Raw genomic sequence first — 17,993 nt, 5'->3', positions numbered from 1 at the left:
TGCTGCCGCGTAGCCGCAAGCCCTGATGTGTCTATCGAACCGGGGCAACTCCAGAAGCGCTCGTAGCAGGTCTGCCAGGGACCGTAGCGCTCGGGGATGTCCCGCCAGGGCGCTCCGGTCCTCAGCCTCCACAGGATGCCGTTGACGACCTCGCGGTGGTTGCGCCAGGGGCGTCCCCTGCCGTCGGTCGCGGGCAGCAGCGGCTCGATCCGCTGCCATGCCTTGTCGGCCGGTTCGCCACGTCGCACCATGGCCGATCATCTAACCGCACCGGCCGTGATCATTTATCAGACACGGCCTAGCCCTGAGCGGCCGGACCACTGTCTGAAGCTCCGGGCCACCGCCAATCAAAGATCGCTGTGGCCGCTTTCCAAAGTAACTTGGCTGCCGTTGCCGGGCTCCTTAACGTCACTGGCCGTTCGATTGCTGCTCAAGCCCCGTCTCACTCCGGTCCGGGCGCGGGGTGGCGGGGCGGGAGCGGGGGGATGGCCAGGCGCGGCCGGTCGGCCGGGTTGGGCGTGTGCGGCGGGTGGGTGACCAGGCGCTCCAGGGCGATCTCGATCGCCCTGTCCAGTTGGGTGTCGATCCCGGCGGCGTAGTCCTGGGGGGTGATGTCCACCTCGATGTCGGGGTCGGTGCCGTAGTTCTCCACCCGCCAGCCCACGTCGTCGAAGGCGAAGGAGAACTCCGGCTGGGTGGTGACGGTGCCGTCGGCGAGCTGGTGGCGGGGCCAGATGCCGATGACGCCGCCCCAGGTGCGCTTGCCGATCAGCGGGCCCAGACCGAGGAGCTTGAAGGTGTGGCTGAAGATGTCGCCGTCGGAGCCGGCCCACTCGTTGGTGACGGCGACCATCGGGCCGCGGGGCGACTCCTCCGGGTAGGGCTCGGGGGCGCCCCAGCGGGGGTGGTTGTAGCCCAGGCGGCGGCGGGCCAGTTTCTCCAGCAGCAGGGCGGAGACGTGGCCGCCGCCGTTGAAGCGGACGTCGACGATCAGGGCCTCGCGGTCGTACTCGGTCAGGAATCCGCGGTGGAACTCGGCGTAGCCGCCGGCGCCCATGTCGGGGATGTGCAGGTAGCCGACGCGGCCGCCGCTGCGCTCGTGGCAGCGGGCGCGGTTGTCGCGGACCCAGTCGCGGTAGCGGCCCGGCTGCTCGTCGGCGATGGCCTTGACGGTGACGGTCCACCGGGCATCGCCGCGGGCGAGGGTGAGCTCCACCTCCTGGTCGGCCTGGTTGACCAGGTGCTCGCCGGGGCCGGTGGCCGGATCGACGGGCTGGCCGTTGACGGCCAGGAGCGCGTCGCCGGGCCGTACGTCGACGCCGAGGCGGTTGAGCGGTGAGGTGGTCTCGGGGTCCCAGCGGTCGCCGTCGACGATCCGGGCGACGCGGTGGTGCTCGCCGTCGAAGGCGACGTCGGCGCCGAGTTTGCCCTGGCGGTAGTGGGGGCGGGGGCGGTAGGCGCCGCCGCTCTCGTAGGCGTGGGAGGTGCCGAGTTCGCCGAGGAGCTCCCAGAGCAGGTCGGAGAACTCGCCGCGGGTGGTGATGCGGTCCACCAGCGGCAGGTAGCGCCGGTAGACGCCCTCCCAGTCGATCCCGGCCATGTCCTCGGCCCAGAAGTGCTCGCGCTGCAGGCGCCAGGCCTCGCGGAACATCTGCCGCCACTCGGCGTCGGGGCAGACGGAGACCTTGACGCGCGACAGGTCGATCCAGCCGCTCTCGCGGCCGGGGCTCTCGTCGTCCTCGGGTGTCTCGCCGGCCTTGACGACGCGCAGCCGGGAGCCGGAGCGGTACAGCAGGGTGGTGCCGTCGCGGCCGAGGCGGAAGTCGGACACGTCGGTGACGAGGGTCTCGTGCTTGTGCTCGACGAGGTCGTAGGCGTGCAGGGTGCCGTCGGAGAACTCGGCGTAGTCGTCGCCGAGGGCGCCCTCGACGGGGTAGGTGAGGTAGATGACCTTGTCCTTGACGGCGGCGACGGTCTCGTAGCGGCACTCGGGGACGGGGAAGGTGACGATCCGGCCGGGCAGGCCGTCGGTGTCGATGACGAACTCCACCTCTTCCTCCTCGTCGCCGTCACCGCCGTCGGAAAGGGGGCGGGGTTCGGGGACGAACGGCGAGCCGGTGCCGGCGCGCAGCGTGAGGGCGTAGAGGCGGGAGCCGAGGGGGAAGCCGAGGTCGAACCGGAGTTCGTCGTAGACCGGGTTGAAGACGCGCCGGCCGATGAAGTAGAGGTAGCGGCCGGAGGGGTCGAAGGCCGGGCAGCGGTCGTGCAGGACGGGGTCGGTGGCGGGGTAGGTCTGGCCGGTCTCGGCGCGGCAGAGCCTGATCGCGGTGGTCTGCGCGGTGCCGGGGACGGCGTAGGCGAGCCAGCGGCCGTCGGGGGACCAGACGGGGTCCTCGATCGCGCCGAACCGGCTGGAGTCGATCACAGTGGCCTTCGCGGGTTCGGCCGCCAGGTCGACCAGGAGCAGTTCGTTGCGGTGGTTGGTGACGGCGACGGTGTCGGCCTTGGGGGAGACCTCCAGGGCGGTGATCCGCCCGGTGTCGAGGTGGTCGAGCGGGAGCGGTGCGGTGTCGCCGTCGGCGGCCAGCACGGTGAGGATCTCCCGGTCGCGGTCGTCGCTGGCCGCGGTGATCAGGCGCTTGCCGTCGTTGAGCCAGGTCAGCAGGCGGTAGCGGGTGCCGGAGGGGGCGCCGTGCCGGCGGACCGGCCCCTCCCAGGCGGCGAAGGAGAACGCCTTGCCGCGGGTGGTGATCGCCAGGCCGCTGCCGTCGGGGCTGAGGGTGGCGCTGTCGAGGTAGTCCTCGGCGGGGACGAAGCGGCGGTTGCGCTGGGTGCGGGAGCTGCGCAGGGTCACCTCGACGCGGTGGGACTCGCCCGCGTCGATCAGGTAGAGGTCGCCGCCGGCGTGGTAGACGAGCCGGTGGCCGTCGCCGGACAGGTTGCGGGCGTAGTAGTCGGTGTGGTCGGTGTGGCGGCGCAGGTCGGTGCCGTCGGCGGTGCAGGAGTAGACGTTGCCGACGCCCTCGTGGTCGGAGATGAAGTAGACGCGCTCGCCGGCCCAGCAGGGGGAGGCGAGGTTGCCGGGCAGGGTGATCAGCCGGCGGAAGGCGGTGGTGCCGATCCACAGGTCGCCGACGGTGCCGCCGCGGTAGCGCTTCCAGCGGGCGGGGTCGGCGGTGTTGCGGCCGAGCACGATCTGCGGGCCGTAGGAGATGGAGCCGGCCGGGCCGTACGGCAGGCGTTCGGGGGGGCGGTGGGGCAGGACGCGGTGGAGCCATTTCTGGCCGTGGAAGGGCTGGCCGGCGTCGCTGGCGTAGACGACGGCGCCGTCGGGGTCCCAGCCGGTGACGGTGGAGCGGGTCCCGTGGTAGGTGACGCGCCGGGAGGAGCCGCCGTCGGCGGGCATGACGTAGACCTCGTCGGGGCCCTCCTCGCGGCCGACGAAGGCGAGCCGGTCGCCGCGGGGTGAGAAACGGGGGTAGGCGGCCTCGGCGACCCCGGCGGTGAGGCGGAAGGCGCGCCCGCCGTCGGCGGGGACCATCCACAGGTCGTCCTCGGCCGCGAAGACGACGGCGTCACCGAAGATCGTGGGGAATCGCAGGTAGGCGGACATGGCGCTCACTCCGTGATCAGGCGGCTCGGACGTCTCCCGGCCGCCCGACCACGGAGCGGAGGCCGTGTCCGGCGGGGGACGTCCCCGGTGTCCCCGGGCCGTCACGTGGTGTGACGGCGGGGGTCTGGGAATCGTCCCCTCGGCGGTGCGGCGTTATTCAGCGCCCTCGGGACGTTTGCTCTCCCGCTTGGCCTGCTTGGCCTCGCGTGTGGCCTTGATGGCGGCCTTCTTCTGCTTGCCCGAGGCCTTGGTGGGCTTCTTCTTGTCTGCCATGCTTCCCCCCGATTTTTGTACTTCGATGCGCCTGATCGGCGACATCATTGTTGTTCATACCCTTTGCGGGGATTAGTCATCCGTCACTCCCGGCGGGGCGCGCGGTGGCCCGCCTCCCCGGCGGAGGGCCGCGAACGGCCGCCCGGCCCCGGTCAGGCGGTCCAGTCGGCCTGCGCGGCCCACTCCTCCACGGTCGTGGCGCCCGGCCGCAGCAGACCTGGCGGGGGCGGCGGGGACGGGGCCGCCGCGTCGCGCTCGTAGACCGCCGCGATCCCGGCGGCCGCCGCGGCCCCGACGACGGGCTCGATCAGCCGGCCGTACTCGGCGGGCCCGACCTGTGCGTAGCGGACCGGCCGGCCGGCGGCCGCCGCGACGGCCGCGGCGAGCCGGTCACCGGTGACGGCCTCCGGGCCGCTGACGATCAGGCGGGCGGAGGGCGGGGCCTGCGCCAGCGTCTCCGCGATGACGTCCCCCACGTCGTCGAGCGTCCCCCAGGGCACGGGGGCCTGCGGCGGCAGCGGGTAGGCCAGCTCGCCGTGCCGGAGCACCCGCCGTACCGACCAGGGTTGCAGGAGGTTCTCCAGGTACGGCCCGGCGGGGCCGATCACCCAGGAGTGCTCCACCCGCTCCGGCAGCCGGTCGCCGAGCAGCACCCGGGCGTCGACGAAGGGGGCGCCCACGGGGCCGGGGGGCAGAGGCATGCCGGGGTTGAACACCGCGCGGGGCACCCCGGCCTTGCCGAGCGCGGCCAGCACCGATTCGGCCTGTGCGACGGCGAGGGGGTCGAACACCTGGGGGAGATGGACCACGACGGCGTCGGCGCCGTCGTAGGCCCGCAGGAGGGCGGCGGTGTCGGTGAGGTCGGCGGAGGCGGAGCTCAGGGGGCGGACGTGGTGGCCCGCGGCGCGCAGCCTCCGCGCGATGCGCGTGCCCTGCGTGCCGGTGGCTCCGTGGACGGCGACGATCAGTTGTGTCATGCGCCGAGGCTAAGTCCGTCATTTCATATTTTGAAGTAGGCAGTTTTGCTGTAGTAAGTACACCTATGGAAACACTTCAGGTGAAGGCGGCGGTCACCCCCGAGGAGTGCGTGGTGACCCGGACGCTCGCCTTCGTCGGCAGCAGGTGGACCCCGCTGGTGATCTGGCACCTGCTCGACGGGCCGCGGCGGTACGGGGATCTGCGCCGTCTCCTGCCCGGCATCAGCCCGAAGACGCTCGCCGACCGGTTGCACGCGCTCGAGGAGCAGGGGCTGACGACCCGCACGGTGTATCCGGAGAAGCCGCCCCGGGTGGAGTACGCGCTGACCCCGCGGGGGCGGGCGCTCGGCGAGATCCTCGACTCGGTCGCCCGGTGGGCCGAGGAGGACGAGCGCGCCGGTGCTCGTGCGGCCACCTGACCGCGGCGTGCGACGCCCGGCAAAGAACAGGTAAATCGCAGCCCTCGGAACGGCTAATGATCTTCATGATTGGGCAGAACGTCGGCACACGCCTTGCTTCCGGGGAGGTGCGGCATGGCCTGGTCGCAAGACGAGGAGCGAATGCTGCTGCAGATCGAGCGTCACCTCATCGACGAGGACCCGCGACTCGCCGCGCGGTTGGAGTCGTTCAACGAGCGCGTCCAGCGCCGGGAGAACGACCGCCGCCGGCGGGAGACCGACGCGGCGCCGGCCCGATCGCGCAGACGCCCTCGCCGGTCGACGGTCATCATCATGATCAGCTGGATGCTGATCGCGACCCTGATCGCGATGCTGCTCGTCATGGTGCTGCGGCACGACGCCGCCGCCGCGCTCCCGCTCTGACCACGTTCCGTCCCCGGGCCCCGGCCCGCCGTGCCGCGGCCCGGCGCAGGACGGGTGCGGTCCCCGGAGATCGTGGGGAGACCGGCTCCGCCTGAGGTCCGGCGGCCGCCGGACGGGTGGGGCCTCCGGTCCGGGGCCGGTGGGACTCCGGTGCGGGCGCGGGCTCAGCGCAGGGCGCGCAGGAACGCGGCGGCCACCGGGGCCGCGTCCGAGCCGCCGCCCTCGCCGTCCTCGACGATCACCGCGAAGGCCAGGTCGCCCTGGAATCCGATGAACCAGGCGTGGGTCTTCAGGTCGCCGGCCGGGCCGTACTCGGCGGTGCCGGTCTTGCCCCGGGTGCCCGGGGGGAGGCCGGCGTCCTTGGCGGTGCCCTTGGTGACCACGGCGGCCATCATCCGGTGCATCCGGTCGGTGACGCCCTCCGGCAGGGCCTGCGGCTGGTGCTCCTGCTCCAGGGACGGCACCAGGGTCGGCGGGCGCCAGGTGCCGTCGGCCAGCGCCGCGGCGACCGAGGCCATCATCAGCGGACTGGCGGTGATGCGCCCCTGCCCGAAGGACTCGGCGGCCAGCTCGGCGTCGCTTTCGGCGCGGGGGACGCTTCCCCCCCTGGCCTCGGCGACCCCGATGTCGAGCTTCTTGTTGAAGCCGAGGCTCTCGGCGGTCCGCACCAGCTCCTCCGGGCTCAGCCGCTCCTTCGCCAGCGGGGCGAAGGTGGTGTTGCAGGAGTAGGCGAAGGAGTCGGAGAAGGTCACCGAGCCGTAGGCGGCGTGGTGGGAGTTGCGGATGGGCAGCCCGCCGACGTTGACGTCCTTGGGGCAGGTGACGCGCTCGGCGGGGTCCAGCCCGTCGGCCAGGAGGCCCACGGCGGTGACGGCCTTGAAGGTGGAGCCGGGCGGGTAGGCGCCGCTCAGGGCGCGGTTGAAGCCGCCCTTGTTGTTGACGACGGCGAGGATCTCGCCGGTCGAGGGCTTGATCACCACCATCGAGGCGGTCTTGTCCAGGTCGCGTACGGCGCCGGCGGCGGCGTCCTGGACCCGCAGGTCCAGGCTGGTCTCCAGCGGTTCGCCCGGCTTGCCGTCGATGGTGCCGACGGTTTCGGCGTCCTCGGCGTTCTTGCCTCCGGGGGCGACGAGGCGGATCTCGGTGCTGGGGGTGCCGGCCAGGCGCTCCTGGAACCTCTCCTGCAGCCCGCCCCGGCCGATGGCCTGGCCGGTCCGGTAGGAGGGGCCGAGCCTGTCGACGTCCTCGGCGGTGGCCTTGTCCAGGAACCCGGTGAGCTGCTGCACGGAGCCGCCCACGCCGGCGCCGTCGATGCGCTCGCCGCCGGCCGAGGTGATGGCGGCCCGGTCCGGCCAGACGGTCTTCAGCGCGAAGGAGGAGCCGGCCGTGAGGTCGGGGTGGACGGCCTCGGGGGACCAGTCGACCTTCCAGTGCCGGTCGACGACCGCCAGGTCGACGGTCCCGGAGTAGCTCCACTCGCCGACGTTCTTCAGCCGCAGCGTGGCGGTGTAGGCCGCCTCCGCGGTGCCGTCCCCGGTCTCGCGCACCGAGTCGAGCCGCACCGCGGTGCTCTCCACCGCCCAGCCCTTGCGCATCGCCTCGTAGGTGGGGGTGAAGGCGGGGTCGGCGGTGCCCAGTTCGGCGCGCATCGCGGTCAGGTCGCCTCGCTGCCAGGCCTGGGTGAAGCGCTGCGCGACCTCCTGCGGGGTGCCGCGCGTGTGGAGGTACCACCAGGCGCCGCCGCCGGCGGCGCCCGCCACCAGCGCGGCGGCCACGGTTCCGATCACGATCGTCCTGGTACGCGGCATCTGGCCATCCCCGTTCGCCGAAGCTCAGCGGCACCACCCTAGCGTGACCATTCCGGCATACGGCGAAAACGATCAGTTCTCCGGGGTGCGGCGGGGGGCGTAGGCGGGCACGTACTCCTGCCCGGACAGGCGCTGGATCGCCATCATGATCTCGTCGGTCACCCGGCGGCGGTCGCGGGCGCTGCTCTCCGATCCGGTGAACGTCAGCGGCTCGCCGATGCGGACCTCGATCCGGCCGAGGCGCGGCACCGTGGCGCCGATCGGCAGCACCCTGTCGGTGCCGACCATCGCCACCGGGACCACCGGGGCCCCGGTGGCCAGGGCCAGCCAGGCGACGCCGATCTTTCCCCGGTACAGGCGGCCGTCGGGGGAGCGGGTGCCCTCGGGGTAGATGCCGAACAGCCCGCCGTCCTTGAGGACCCTGGCCGCGGCGTCGAGCATGTCCTGCGCGGCGGTGGGGCTCTGCCGGTCGATGGCGATCTGGCCGGTGGCCCGCATCCACGCGGCGGTGACGGGGTTGCCGGTGAAGTACTCCAGCTTGGCGACGAAGCGCACCTGGCGGGGGACCACCAGCGGCAGGAAGGTCGAGTCGAGGACCGACAGGTGGTTGGAGGCCAGGATGGCCGGTCCCGCGGCGGGGACGTGCTCGACCCCGGTGGCCTTGGTCGGCCAGAGCAGGTGCAGGAAGGGAGCGCTGACGATCTTTGCCAGGCGGTAGAGCACGGACTCTCCTCACGGACGCGGGAACACCACCCTAGGTGGTGCTCCGGTGACCGGAGGGTGTAGACACCCGAACAAGCGGAGTCTTGGTGTTTGTAGATCACCGCCAACCCGCGTGCCTCCGGCGGGGCGGGGAGGGCCCCGGTGCCGGGCCGGCGGGGTCATTGCGGTCGCCCGCCGGGTGCGCTTCGTCCCCGCAGGGACCGGGGAGCGCGGCGGGGGAGTGCGGGGAAGGGAAAGCCCCGCGGGTGCCGGGCACCCGCGGGGCTGAACGTTTAGCGCCGATGTGGCGGTCGCCTCCTCGGCGAGAGGCACAACACGGCTCCAGCCGAACGGTATTCCGTGAAGGCGGTAATTTGCGGCCCGGGGGACACAAACCACATCGGCACGAAGACTCTAACGGACGCGGGGAGGTGGTTATTCCACTTCCCCCTCACCGGTGCGCCGGACACGGCGGGCGCGGAGGCGCCGGACGGCCGCGGGCCCGCCCGGACAGGTGCCGCAGGGGGCGCCTGACCTGCGGCCGCGCGGGCGCATGCGGCGGGGGCGGCGCGCCGGGCACACGGGGGCCCCGGTCCCGCGGAGCCGGGGCCGGTTCCTGCGGAAGCGCGGTTCCTGCGGGGTTCGGTCGGCGGCGCGGTCAGCCCTGCGGGGGCGCTGGGCAGGGCAGGCGCACGGTGAAGACGGTGCCGCCGCCCTCGCGGGGGCCTGCGCTGATGGTGCCGCCGTGCGCCTCCACGATGGCCCTGGTGATGGCCAGGCCCAGCCCGGTGCCCTTGATCCCCGCCTCCTGCGCGGTCGAGGCGCGGAAGAAGCGGGTGAACAGCTGCGGGTACTGCTCGGCGGGGATGCCGATGCCGGTGTCGGCCACCGTCACGACGGCGGTGCGGCCCCCGGTGCGGCCCCCGGCGCACCCCCCGCCGTCGGCGCCGCGGACGTCGCCCTCGCCGCCGGTGCCGACGGCCACGGTGACGGTGCCGCCCTCGGGGGTGTACTTGACGGCGTTGGACAGCAGGTTGTCCAGGACCTGGCGGAGCCGTACCGGGTCGGCGTGCACGGGCAGCTGGACGTCCAGGTCGGCGGCGACGGTCAGGCGCCTGGCCTCGGCGGCGGCGCGGTGGTCGTCGACGGCCTGGCGCACCATGCGGGTCAGGGAGACGGGGCGGGGGTCGATGCAGATGTGCCCGGCGTCCAGCCGCGCCAGGTCCAGCAGGTCGTCGACCAGGCGCAGCAGGTGGGCGCTGGTGCGGTCGATGATGCCGGCGAACATGCGCTGGGTGTCGGTCAGCCCGGGGCTGTCCACGAGCATCTCGACGTAGCCGCGGATCGCGCCGATGGGGTTGCGCAGCTCGTGGCTGACCAGCGCCACCAGCTCGTCCTTCATCCGGTCGTGCTCCTCGGCCAGCCGGTGGCGCTCGGTCACGTCGGTGGAGATGCCGTCGGCGAACAGTCGGCCGTCCTCGCGGCGCGGCGTGCTGCGGATCCAGATCCAGCGCACGACGCCGTCCATGCCGACGAAGCGGCACTCGATCTGCGCCGCCTCCCCGGAGCGGACCCTGTCGTCGAAGGAGGCGTAGTCCGCCAGGTCGTCGGGGTGGACGTGGCGGAGCATGAGGCCGGAGATGTCGGCGTCGCCGGGGACGGGGTCGCCGAAGATCCCCGCGGCGCGCTGGCTCTGGTAGACCGAGCGGGTCCGGCGGTCCGGGAGGATCTCGATGGTCCACACGTTGTCGTCGATCTGCGAGACGACCTGGTCGAAGTGGCGGCGGCTGGCGGCCAGGGCCAGGGTGAGCTCCTCCGCGCGGCGGCGTTCGAGGTAGCGGCCGACGTGCGCGCAGACGCCGTCGAGCATGGCGGCCAGGTCGTCGTCGGGCTCCTGGACGGCGTCGCTGCAGAAGATCAGCACCCCCAGCACCTGGTCGCCGCTGCGGACCGGCAGGGCGACGGCCGTGCGCAGGCCCGCCTCCAGCGCCTCCTGCCTGCGGGTGAAGGGCCGCGGGTCGGTCCGCAGGTCGCTGACCCAGGCGACCTGACCGCTCTCCCACACCAGCCCCGCCAGGCCCTGCCCCGGCCCGGCCTTCTCCTGCGGGTCGCAGGAGAAGGCCACCCCGGGCCTGCTCCAGGAGCCGACGCACGCCAGGAGGCCCTGCTCGGAGCCGATCTGCCAGTACTCCCCGTAGGACCAGTCCAGCGCGCGGACGACCGCGGTGAGCACGCCCGCGGAGGCCTGCTCGCTGCAGGTCGCCTCGGCCAGCACCTGGGCCACCGCGTGCTGGGCGTCGCGCAGCACCTGGGCGCGGTGCTGGTCGGTGACGTCGTGCAGGGCCGAGACCGCGCCCAACCGGCGTCCGTCGGCGGTGGCGATGGGACGGCTGTTGACCACGCACCGGCGCGCCGCGGCCCCGGGCGGGCGGATGACCAGATGCTGGCCCTCGACGTGCTCGCCGGCGAACGCGCGCGCCAGCGGGGAGTGCTCCGGCCGGAGCCGGGTGCGGCCGTCGGGGGCGAACAGGCGGTCGCTGTGCGGCCAGGGGCCGTCGCCCGCCGCGGGTCCGTCGGGGAGCCGGTGGATCTCGCGGGCCGCCCGGTTGACCACCGTCAGCCGGCCGTCGTTGTCGCAGGCCATGACCCCCACCTGCAGGCTGTCGAGCAGCGCCTGCAGGAACGTGCGCTCCTCCTCGAGCTGCCGCTGGGCCGCCCGCCGGTCGCTGATGTCGTGCACGAACGCGTGGACGGCGGGCTCGCCGTGCACGTCGTCGATCTGCAGGGCCATCTCGACGGGGAACTCCCGGCCGTCCCGGTCGGTGACGGTCAGCTCCACGCGGTGGTCGGGCAGTACCGAGGAGCCGTGCCGGATCAGGTGGACCAGCCCCTCGTCGTAGCGGCGGCGCAGCGGCGGCGGGGCGAGCAGCTCGGTCACCCGGCGGCCGAGGGCCTCGGCGGCGGGCCAGCCGAACAGCCGCTCGGCTGCGGCGTTCCACGCCCGGACCGTCCCGCGGGCGTCGAGCGAGATGAACGCGTCCCGGGCGCGCTCCAGGATCTCCTGCAGCGTCTCGGCGTCCCCGAGCCGTCCGACCGTCCCCATGTCCGCCCCCCAGACAGGCACGTTTCCCTGCACCGCAATCTATGTCACGGTATGCGCCTGCCCGGTGCCGGTCCGCGCTCGCCCTCCCCGCGGGCCCCCGGTTGCCCGAAGATCGTCCCATGAGTGATGCGACCGACGCCTTCTACCTGCCGGCCGGCGGCGACGTGTACGAGCCGACCCGCGCGACGGAGAGCCCCTGGGACACCGCGGCCCAGCACGGCGGGCCGCCCACGGCGCTGCTGGCGCACGCGATCGACGCCGCGGCCGGCCCGGGCCTGCGCCTGGCCCGGATCTCGGTGGACTTCCTCGGCCCGATCCCGCGGCGCCCGGTGCGCGTCGAGGTCTCCCCGGTCAGGCCGGGCCGCCAGGTCAGCCTCTCCGAGGCGCGGCTGGTGGCCGGCGACCGTACCGCGGTGACCGCCCGTGCCTGGCACATCGCGACAGGGCCGACCCCGCCGGCCGGCGGCGAGCCGTTCCGGCCGCCGGAGCCGCCCCGGGCCGGGCCCGACCGGCTCGACGTCCCCGGCCTGACCGGCTGGGGCTACGGCGAGGCCGTGGAGTGGCGCTTCACCGGCGGTGGCGGCGCCACCGGCTCGGCGCGGGTGTGGACGCGGGTGCGCCTGCCGCTGATCGCGGGGGAGAGGCTCACCGGCCTGGCCCGGACGCTGATCGTCGCCGACTCGGCCAACGGGCTGTCGGCGGCCCTGCCGATGCGGGAGTGGCTGTCCATCCCGCCGGCCGTGACCGCGACCCTGCTGCGCGTGCCCGAAGGGGAGTGGGTGCACATGGACTGCCGTACCCGCCTGTCCCCGGACGGGCTGGGCCTGGCGCACGCCACGCTGAGCGATCCCGTCGGCTACCTGGGGGAGGTCAGCCAGCCGCTGCTGGTCCGCCAGCGGTGAGACGCGGCCGGGAACACCGGTCGGCCGCCGGCGGCGCCCGTCCGGGATCCCGGACGGGATCCCGGACGGGCGCGGGACGACCGGGGCGCGTGATCACCGGTCAGCGCCCGGCCCGTCCGGGCGGCCCGCCGGCATCCGCACCGCCGTGGAGATGTCCCAGAAGGCGGCGTAGCGGCCACCGCGGCGCAGCAGCTCGTCGTGGCCGCCCTCCTCCACGATCCGGCCCCGGTCCAGGAAGACGACGCGGTCGGCGCGCCGGACGGTCCGCATCCGGTGCGCCACCATCACCACCGTCCGGCCCGCCACCAGGCGCTCGATGCCCTCGTGGACGGCCGCCTCGTTCACCGGGTCCAGCGCGGAGGTCACCTCGTCCAGCAGGACGACGGGCGCGTCCTTCAGCAGCGCCCGCGCGATCGCCACCCGCTGGCGCTCGCCGCCCGACAGCAGCGCGCCGCCCTCGCCGACGTTCGCCGCCCATCCGCCGGGCAGCCGCTCGACCACCTCGTCCAGCCGTGCCGCGGCCGCCGCCGCCCGCACCTCCGCCGCGCCGGCGCCGGGACGGCCGAGGCGCACGTTCTCCTCGATCGTGCCGTCGAAGAGGTAGACGTCCTGGAAGACGACGGCGATCTGCGCCATCAGCGTCTCGGTGCTGATGGCGCGCACGTCCACGCCCCCGATCCGCACCGCGCCCGCGTCCACGTCGTGGAAGCGGGCGAGCAGCTGCAGCAGGGTGCTCTTGCCCGCACCCGACGGCCCGACGACGGCCAGGCGCTGCCCCTGCGGCACGGACAGCGACAGGCCGTCGATCACCGTGCGGTCGCCGTGCCGGAAGGTGACGGAGTCGAACTCCAGGCCGAACCCCGCCGGCCGCTGCGGCCGGCGGGGCTCCGGCAGCGGCGCGGTGCGCAGCACCGCATCGAGCCTGACCAGCTCCGAGCGCGCGGCGCGCAGCCCGCCGCCGATGTCCGACAGCGACAGCAGCGGATCGGCGCAGCGGGCGGCCAGCACCAGGACCGCCAGCACCTCCGCCGCGCCGATGCTCCCGCCGAGCGCGAGGCGGGCGCCCAGCACCAGCACCGCGGTGAAGACCGCCTGCACCACGAGGGTCAGGCCCACCGCGCCGGGCAGCGTCGCCAGCACGCCGCGGCGGGAGGTGCGCTGCAGTTCCCGCAGCGCGTCGTCGAGCAGCGTGAAGCGCTCGGCGGTCCGGCCGCCGGCGCGCAGCACCGGCTGGGCCTGGAGGTATTCGACGACCCTCCCGGCGGCCTGGCGGTCGCGTTCGTGGCGTTCGGCGTCGACGGCGGCCGTCGAGCGTGCCGTCCAGACCTGGACCGCCGCCACGACCGGGGCGGCGGCCAGCGCGGCCAGCCCCAGCCGCCAGTCGAAGGCCAGCATCACGGCGACGATCGTCAGGGGGGTCACGCAGGCGGAGACGAACGGTGCCAGCAGGTGCGCGATCACGCTCATCGCCGACAGCAGGCCGCGGCCGGCCAGGACGGACACCTCCCCGACGCGGTCGGCGCCGTACCAACCGAGGGGCAGCCGGGCCAGGTGCTCGCCGAGCCGGTGGTACAGGCCGCGCAGCATCGTGGTCCCGATCCGGAAACCGGACAGATCGCTGGCGTAGCGCAGCACGGCGTAGAGCGCGACCGCGGCTCCGAACGCGGTCAGCCACGGCCCGGCGCCCGCCGGGTCGCCGCCCAGCAGCGCCCGCAGCACCGGGACCAGCAGCGCGTAGGACAGGCCCTCGGCCACCGCGGCCGCCGTCATCAGGGTCATGGTGCGGCGCACCGGCCAGGCGTAGTCGTCCCCCAGCACGCGCAGCAGCATCCGGATCATCGGTACTCGTCTCCTCGCGGCAGGCCGTCGTGGATTCCGGGCCGGTCGGCGGCCGCCGGCCGGTGGGGCCGCCAGAAGTCGGCGAACCTGCCGCCCCGCGCCAGCAGTTCGGCGGGCCTGCCGTGCTCGACGATCCGCCCGTCGTCCAGCATCACGACGGCGTCGGCCGCGGCGACCGTCTCCAGCCGGTGGGCGATGACCAGAACCGTCCGGTCACCCCCCGATGCCGCCAGGGCCCGGCGCACCGCCTGCTCCGTCTGCGGGTCGGCGAAGGCGGTCGCCTCGTCCAGCACCAGGACGGGCGTGTCGGCCAGCAGCGCGCGGGCGAGCGAGATCCGCTGCGCCTCGCCGCCCGACAGCCCGGTGTCCTCGCCGATCACCGACTCGTAGCCGCGCGGCAGCTCGAGGATCCGGTCGTGGATGTCCGCCAGCCGGGCGGCCCGCACCACGTCGTCGCGGCCGGCGTGCGGCACCGCCAGCGCGATGTTGTCGGCCACCGACGCGCGCAGCAGCCGCACGTCCTGGAAGACGAACGACACCATCCGGTGGAGATCCCGGCCGCCGATCTCGCGCAGGTCGACACCGCCCAGCAGGACCGCACCGCGGTCCGGGTCGAAGAACCTGGGCAGCAGCCGCACCAGCGTGGACTTCCCGCCGCCCGACGGCCCGACGAGCGCGGTGACCGTCCCCGGCTCTAGCACCAGGTCGATCCCGCGCAGCACCTGGTGACCGTCTCCGTAGCCGAAGTGCACGCCGCGCAGCTCCACCCGGTGCCCCCGCGGCGCGACCGGACGCGCGGGCTCGGCCAGCGGCCGCACCGCGAGCACGTCCCGGATCCGGCCGAGCGCGCGCCCGGCGGCCTGCATGTCGTCGAAGCCGTGGCCCAGGGCCGCCACCGGAGCGGTCAGGCCCAGCCCGAGCAGCAGGAAGGGCAGCAGGTCGGCCGGGACCAGGCCGCCGGACGCGATCAGGACCGCGCCGCCGGTCAGCACGACCAGCAGCACGAAGGGCGGCGACAGCGCCAGCTGCATCCCGGCGGCGACCGCGGACACACCGCGCACCCACCGGGAGAAGACCTCGACGAACTCGTCGGCGGCCGACAGGAACCTGCGGTGGGCGCGCGCGGACCCGCTGAACACCTTGACCACCGCGATGCCCTGCACGAACTCGACGACGGAGCTCGCGATCCGCCCCATGGCCGCGTCGAAGTCGTCCTGCTCGCGCCGCCGGGTGGGGGTCATCAGCAGGGGGACCAGCGCCACGGCCGTGGCCACCGGGATCAAGGTGATCAGCGTCAACCGCCAGTCGACGGCCAGCAGGTACACCAGCGACACCAGCGGCACCACGAACGCGGAGACGAGCTCACCGGGGGTGTGGGCGATGAAGGGGTGCACGGCGCTGACGTCCTCGCCGACCACCTTGGCCAGCTCGCCGGTCCGGCGCCGGGACAGCCAGCCGACCGGGACCCGCCCCAGGTGGGCTGCCAGCCGCCGCCGCAACGCCAGCTGCACCCGGCCGTCGAGGACGTGCCCGATCCCGGCCGACGCGGCGGTGGACAGCAGCCGGACGAACAGGCCGGCCGCGCCCGCGGCCAGGACGATCCGGACGTGGCCGTGATCGACCGGGCCGGGTGACAGCAGCTCGCGGCCCAGCTCCGCGACCGCCAGCAGCGGTGCCAGACCCGCGATCGCGCCGATCACCTGCAGGGCCACCACGGCGGCGAAACCCCACGCGTGGGGGCGCAGCAGCGCCGCCACGCCCGGTCCCGCCGCGGGATCGGCGGCCGGCGGCGCGGGTCCTCGCGTGACCTCGGCGAGGCCGGTGGTGCTCATCGCTCTCTCCTGTTCATCGATCCCTCCTCGCGGCCGGCCCGGTGCGGCGCCGCACCGGGCTCACCCGGCCAGGGCCCGGCGCAGAGCCGCGCCGAGCTCGGCGATCTGCCGCTGCGACACCTCGGCGGACAGGATCGCCTGCGACCCGTGGAAGGTTCCGGGCCACTGGTGCAGCTCCACCGACACGCCCGCCCGCAGCAGGCGCAGCGCGTACTCGACGCCCTCGTCCCGGTTCGGGCAGAACTCCGCGGTGGCGACGTAGGCCGGTGGCAGACCGGACAGGTCGGCCGCCCGCGCCGGCGCGGCGTACGGCGAGGCGGGCGCGGAACCCAGGTAGTGCCGCCACAGCGCGGTGACCTTGTCGCGGGTCATCCAGGGGGTGTCGGTGAAGTGCCGCGCCGACCAGGTCTCCTGCCGGTCGTCGAGCCCGGGCTGGTTGAGCAGCTGGAAGCGGATCGGCGGTCCCTGACGGTCACGCGCCCGCAGCGTCACCGCGGCCGCGAGGGTCGCGCCGGCGCTGTGGCCGCCGACCGAGATCCGGGCCGGGTCGACGCCCAGCTCGGCCGCGTGCTCGGCCGTCCAGGCCAGCACGGCGTAGGCGTCGTCCAGGGCCGCCGGGAACGGGTGCTCGGGGGCCAGCCGGTAGCCCACCGAGATCACCACCGCGCCGGAGCCGTCCGCCAGCCGGGAGGCCCACGGGTGCTCGGTGTCCAGGTCGCCCATGACGAAGCCGCCGCCGTGCAGCCAGATGACGGCGCCCTGCGCCTGGTGCGGGCGGTAGATCCGCACCGGCACGCCCGGGTCGGCGGGGACCGTGCGGTCCTCGATCTGCATGTCCGAGGTGTCCGGAGCCGGCACCGCGGCGGCCAGCTCGGCGAGGTTCTTGCGTGCGGTGACCGGGTCGGACAGGTCGGCCCGGGGGAACAGCGGGATGAATGCTTCCAGTTCGGGATCCATGCCGGCCATCCTCGCGGCCCCGGCCTCCGGGATCACCCGCCATCCGTCGCGTATCGGGCGCCGGTGCCGCGCCGATCGGCGCTCGTCCCGCCCGCGGGGGAGGTCCTATCCTCCTGGCATGGAGGCAGTGGCCGCACGGCTGTCGCACCTGGACCCTCAGGCCGGGGGCGTGATCCGGGTCGTCATGTTCTACGACACGCTGATGCGCCGGCGGGTGGACCTGGCGGCGCTGGCCCGGGCCTCGGCCGGCCTGGCCGAGTGCGTGGCGGGGATCCGGCTGTCCGGTACGGGGCGGGTGGTCCGTGTGGCGCCCGACGGCAGGCCGGCGTCCGCCTCGCCGTCCCCCGCGTCCAGCAGCGCGCCGATCACCCTCGACGAGGAGGAGATCGGCACGGTCTGGCTGGAGCGCCCCGGCCCGCCGAATCCGCTCGACGACGTGCTGCTGGACCGGCTCGCCATCGCGGCGGCGGCGGTCGTCGAGCGGTACGGCCCGGCCCGTACCACCATGGCCGATCCCGCCCTGATCGAACTGGCGATCAGCTCCGGCAGCGACGAGGCGGCCAGGGCCCGGGCGCTGCGGCTGCTGGGGTTCACCGCGGACCTGCCGGTCCACGTCGTGGCCGTACGCTCACGGCTGCCCCTCGACCGGATCGGCGGCCTGGTCTGCCCGGCCCGTCTGGTGAAGGCGGCGCCCCTGGCGGGTGTGGGCGTCCTGCTGGCCGCCGGCGTCGATCCGTCCCGGTTCCCGGCGGGTGTGCGCGCGGGCATCGGCGCCGCGAGCGGTCCAGGGCGGTCCTGGCGGGAGGCCCGCACCGCCCTCCGCTTCACCACCCCACGCCGGCCGGTCGTCCACTATGACGAGCTGGGCGCGGTGGCGCTGCTCGCACAGGTGCCCCGGGAGGCCGCGCGGGACAACGCCGACGTGGCCGCGATCGCCCGGATGGCCGGCAACCCGGACGATCTGGAGACGCTGGACGCCTACTGCGAGACCGGCTCCCTGCGCCGGGCCGCCGATCTCCTCCACCTGCACCACAGCAGCGTCGCCCGCCGCATCGAGCAGATCGGGAAGGCCCTGGGGGTCGAGCTGACCGAGCCCACCGGGCTGGTCCGGGCCAGGCTCGCCCTCACCGCATGGCGGCTGCTCGACGACTGAGGCGGATCCTCCC

General features: G+C 74.4%; 13 protein-coding genes. 4 read left to right on the top strand and 9 right to left on the bottom strand.

The features are described from left to right. The 3 genes from ABD823_RS17835 to ABD823_RS17825 all read right to left on the bottom strand — a co-directional run. On the bottom strand, nt 1–251 hold a 251-nt coding region (locus tag ABD823_RS17835), incomplete at its 3' end, for a transposase (protein ID WP_344860924.1). Nucleotides 252–442: 191 nt separating this feature from the next. Beyond that, on the bottom strand, nt 443–3,613 hold the full coding sequence (locus tag ABD823_RS17830; protein ID WP_344860934.1) for a S41 family peptidase: 3,171 nt from the start codon (nt 3,611–3,613) through the stop codon (nt 443–445). Nucleotides 3,614–4,038: 425 nt separating this feature from the next. Continuing rightward, complete coding sequence (locus ABD823_RS17825) at nt 4,039–4,863, bottom strand: SDR family oxidoreductase (protein ID WP_344860923.1); 825 nt, start codon at nt 4,861–4,863, stop codon at nt 4,039–4,041. Nucleotides 4,864–4,928: 65 nt separating this feature from the next. On the opposite strand from ABD823_RS17825, the gene ABD823_RS17820 reads away from it, so the two are divergent. Together ABD823_RS17820 and ABD823_RS17815 are read left to right on the top strand one after the other, a co-directional pair. Next, on the top strand, nt 4,929–5,282 hold the full coding sequence (locus ABD823_RS17820) for a winged helix-turn-helix transcriptional regulator (protein ID WP_344860921.1): 354 nt from the start codon (nt 4,929–4,931) through the stop codon (nt 5,280–5,282). 114 nt (nt 5,283–5,396) lie between these two features. Next, a complete protein-coding gene (locus tag ABD823_RS17815; RefSeq protein ID WP_344860919.1) occupies nt 5,397–5,684 on the top strand; it encodes a DUF3040 domain-containing protein in 288 nt (95 codons plus the stop codon). Nucleotides 5,685–5,848: 164 nt separating this feature from the next. Here ABD823_RS17815 and ABD823_RS17810 read toward each other — a convergent pair whose 3' ends face one another. From ABD823_RS17810 to ABD823_RS17800, 3 genes are all read right to left on the bottom strand, one after another. Next, on the bottom strand, nt 5,849–7,492 hold the full coding sequence (locus tag ABD823_RS17810) for a penicillin-binding transpeptidase domain-containing protein (protein ID WP_344860917.1): 1,644 nt from the start codon (nt 7,490–7,492) through the stop codon (nt 5,849–5,851). A gap of 72 nt (nt 7,493–7,564) precedes the next feature. Further along, nucleotides 7,565–8,215 carry a lysophospholipid acyltransferase family protein gene (locus tag ABD823_RS17805; protein WP_344860916.1) on the bottom strand — a complete coding sequence of 217 codons (651 nt, stop codon included), beginning with the start codon at nt 8,213–8,215 and terminating at the stop codon, nt 7,565–7,567. 637 nt (nt 8,216–8,852) lie between these two features. Beyond that, a complete protein-coding gene (locus ABD823_RS17800; protein WP_344860914.1) occupies nt 8,853–11,297 on the bottom strand; it encodes a PAS domain S-box protein in 2,445 nt (814 codons plus the stop codon). A gap of 119 nt (nt 11,298–11,416) precedes the next feature. Here ABD823_RS17800 and ABD823_RS17795 point away from each other — a divergent pair, with 119 nt between their 5' ends. Further along, nucleotides 11,417–12,199, top strand: a complete 783-nt coding sequence (locus ABD823_RS17795; RefSeq protein ID WP_344860912.1) for a thioesterase family protein — start codon at nt 11,417–11,419, stop codon at nt 12,197–12,199. Between the two features lie 93 nt (nt 12,200–12,292). On the opposite strand, the gene ABD823_RS17790 is transcribed toward ABD823_RS17795, so the two are convergent. The 3 genes from ABD823_RS17790 to ABD823_RS17780 are packed head-to-tail and all read right to left on the bottom strand — an operon-like array spanning nt 12,293 to nt 16,827. Then, complete coding sequence (locus ABD823_RS17790; RefSeq protein ID WP_344860910.1) at nt 12,293–14,038, bottom strand: ABC transporter ATP-binding protein; 1,746 nt, start codon at nt 14,036–14,038, stop codon at nt 12,293–12,295. Beyond that, complete coding sequence (locus ABD823_RS17785) at nt 14,035–15,870, bottom strand: ABC transporter ATP-binding protein (protein ID WP_344860908.1); 1,836 nt, start codon at nt 15,868–15,870, stop codon at nt 14,035–14,037. Before ABD823_RS17785 ends, ABD823_RS17790 begins: the two co-directional genes overlap by 4 nt. Before the next feature lie 60 nt (nt 15,871–15,930). Beyond that, a complete protein-coding gene (locus ABD823_RS17780; RefSeq protein ID WP_344860906.1) occupies nt 15,931–16,827 on the bottom strand; it encodes an alpha/beta hydrolase in 897 nt (298 codons plus the stop codon). Between the two features lie 118 nt (nt 16,828–16,945). Here ABD823_RS17780 and ABD823_RS17775 point away from each other — a divergent pair, with 118 nt between their 5' ends. Beyond that, nucleotides 16,946–17,980 (top strand): PucR family transcriptional regulator, encoded by a 1,035-nt coding sequence (locus tag ABD823_RS17775; RefSeq protein ID WP_344860904.1) that lies wholly within the window; start codon nt 16,946–16,948, stop codon nt 17,978–17,980. Nucleotides 17,981–17,993: the final 13 nt, after the last annotated feature.

The organism is Planomonospora alba (assembly GCF_039534085.1).
GTDB lineage: Bacteria > Actinomycetota > Actinomycetes > Streptosporangiales > Streptosporangiaceae > Planomonospora_B > Planomonospora_B alba.
Note: the sequence above shows the minus strand (reverse complement) of the source record. Positions and strands in the feature narration are given on the sequence as shown.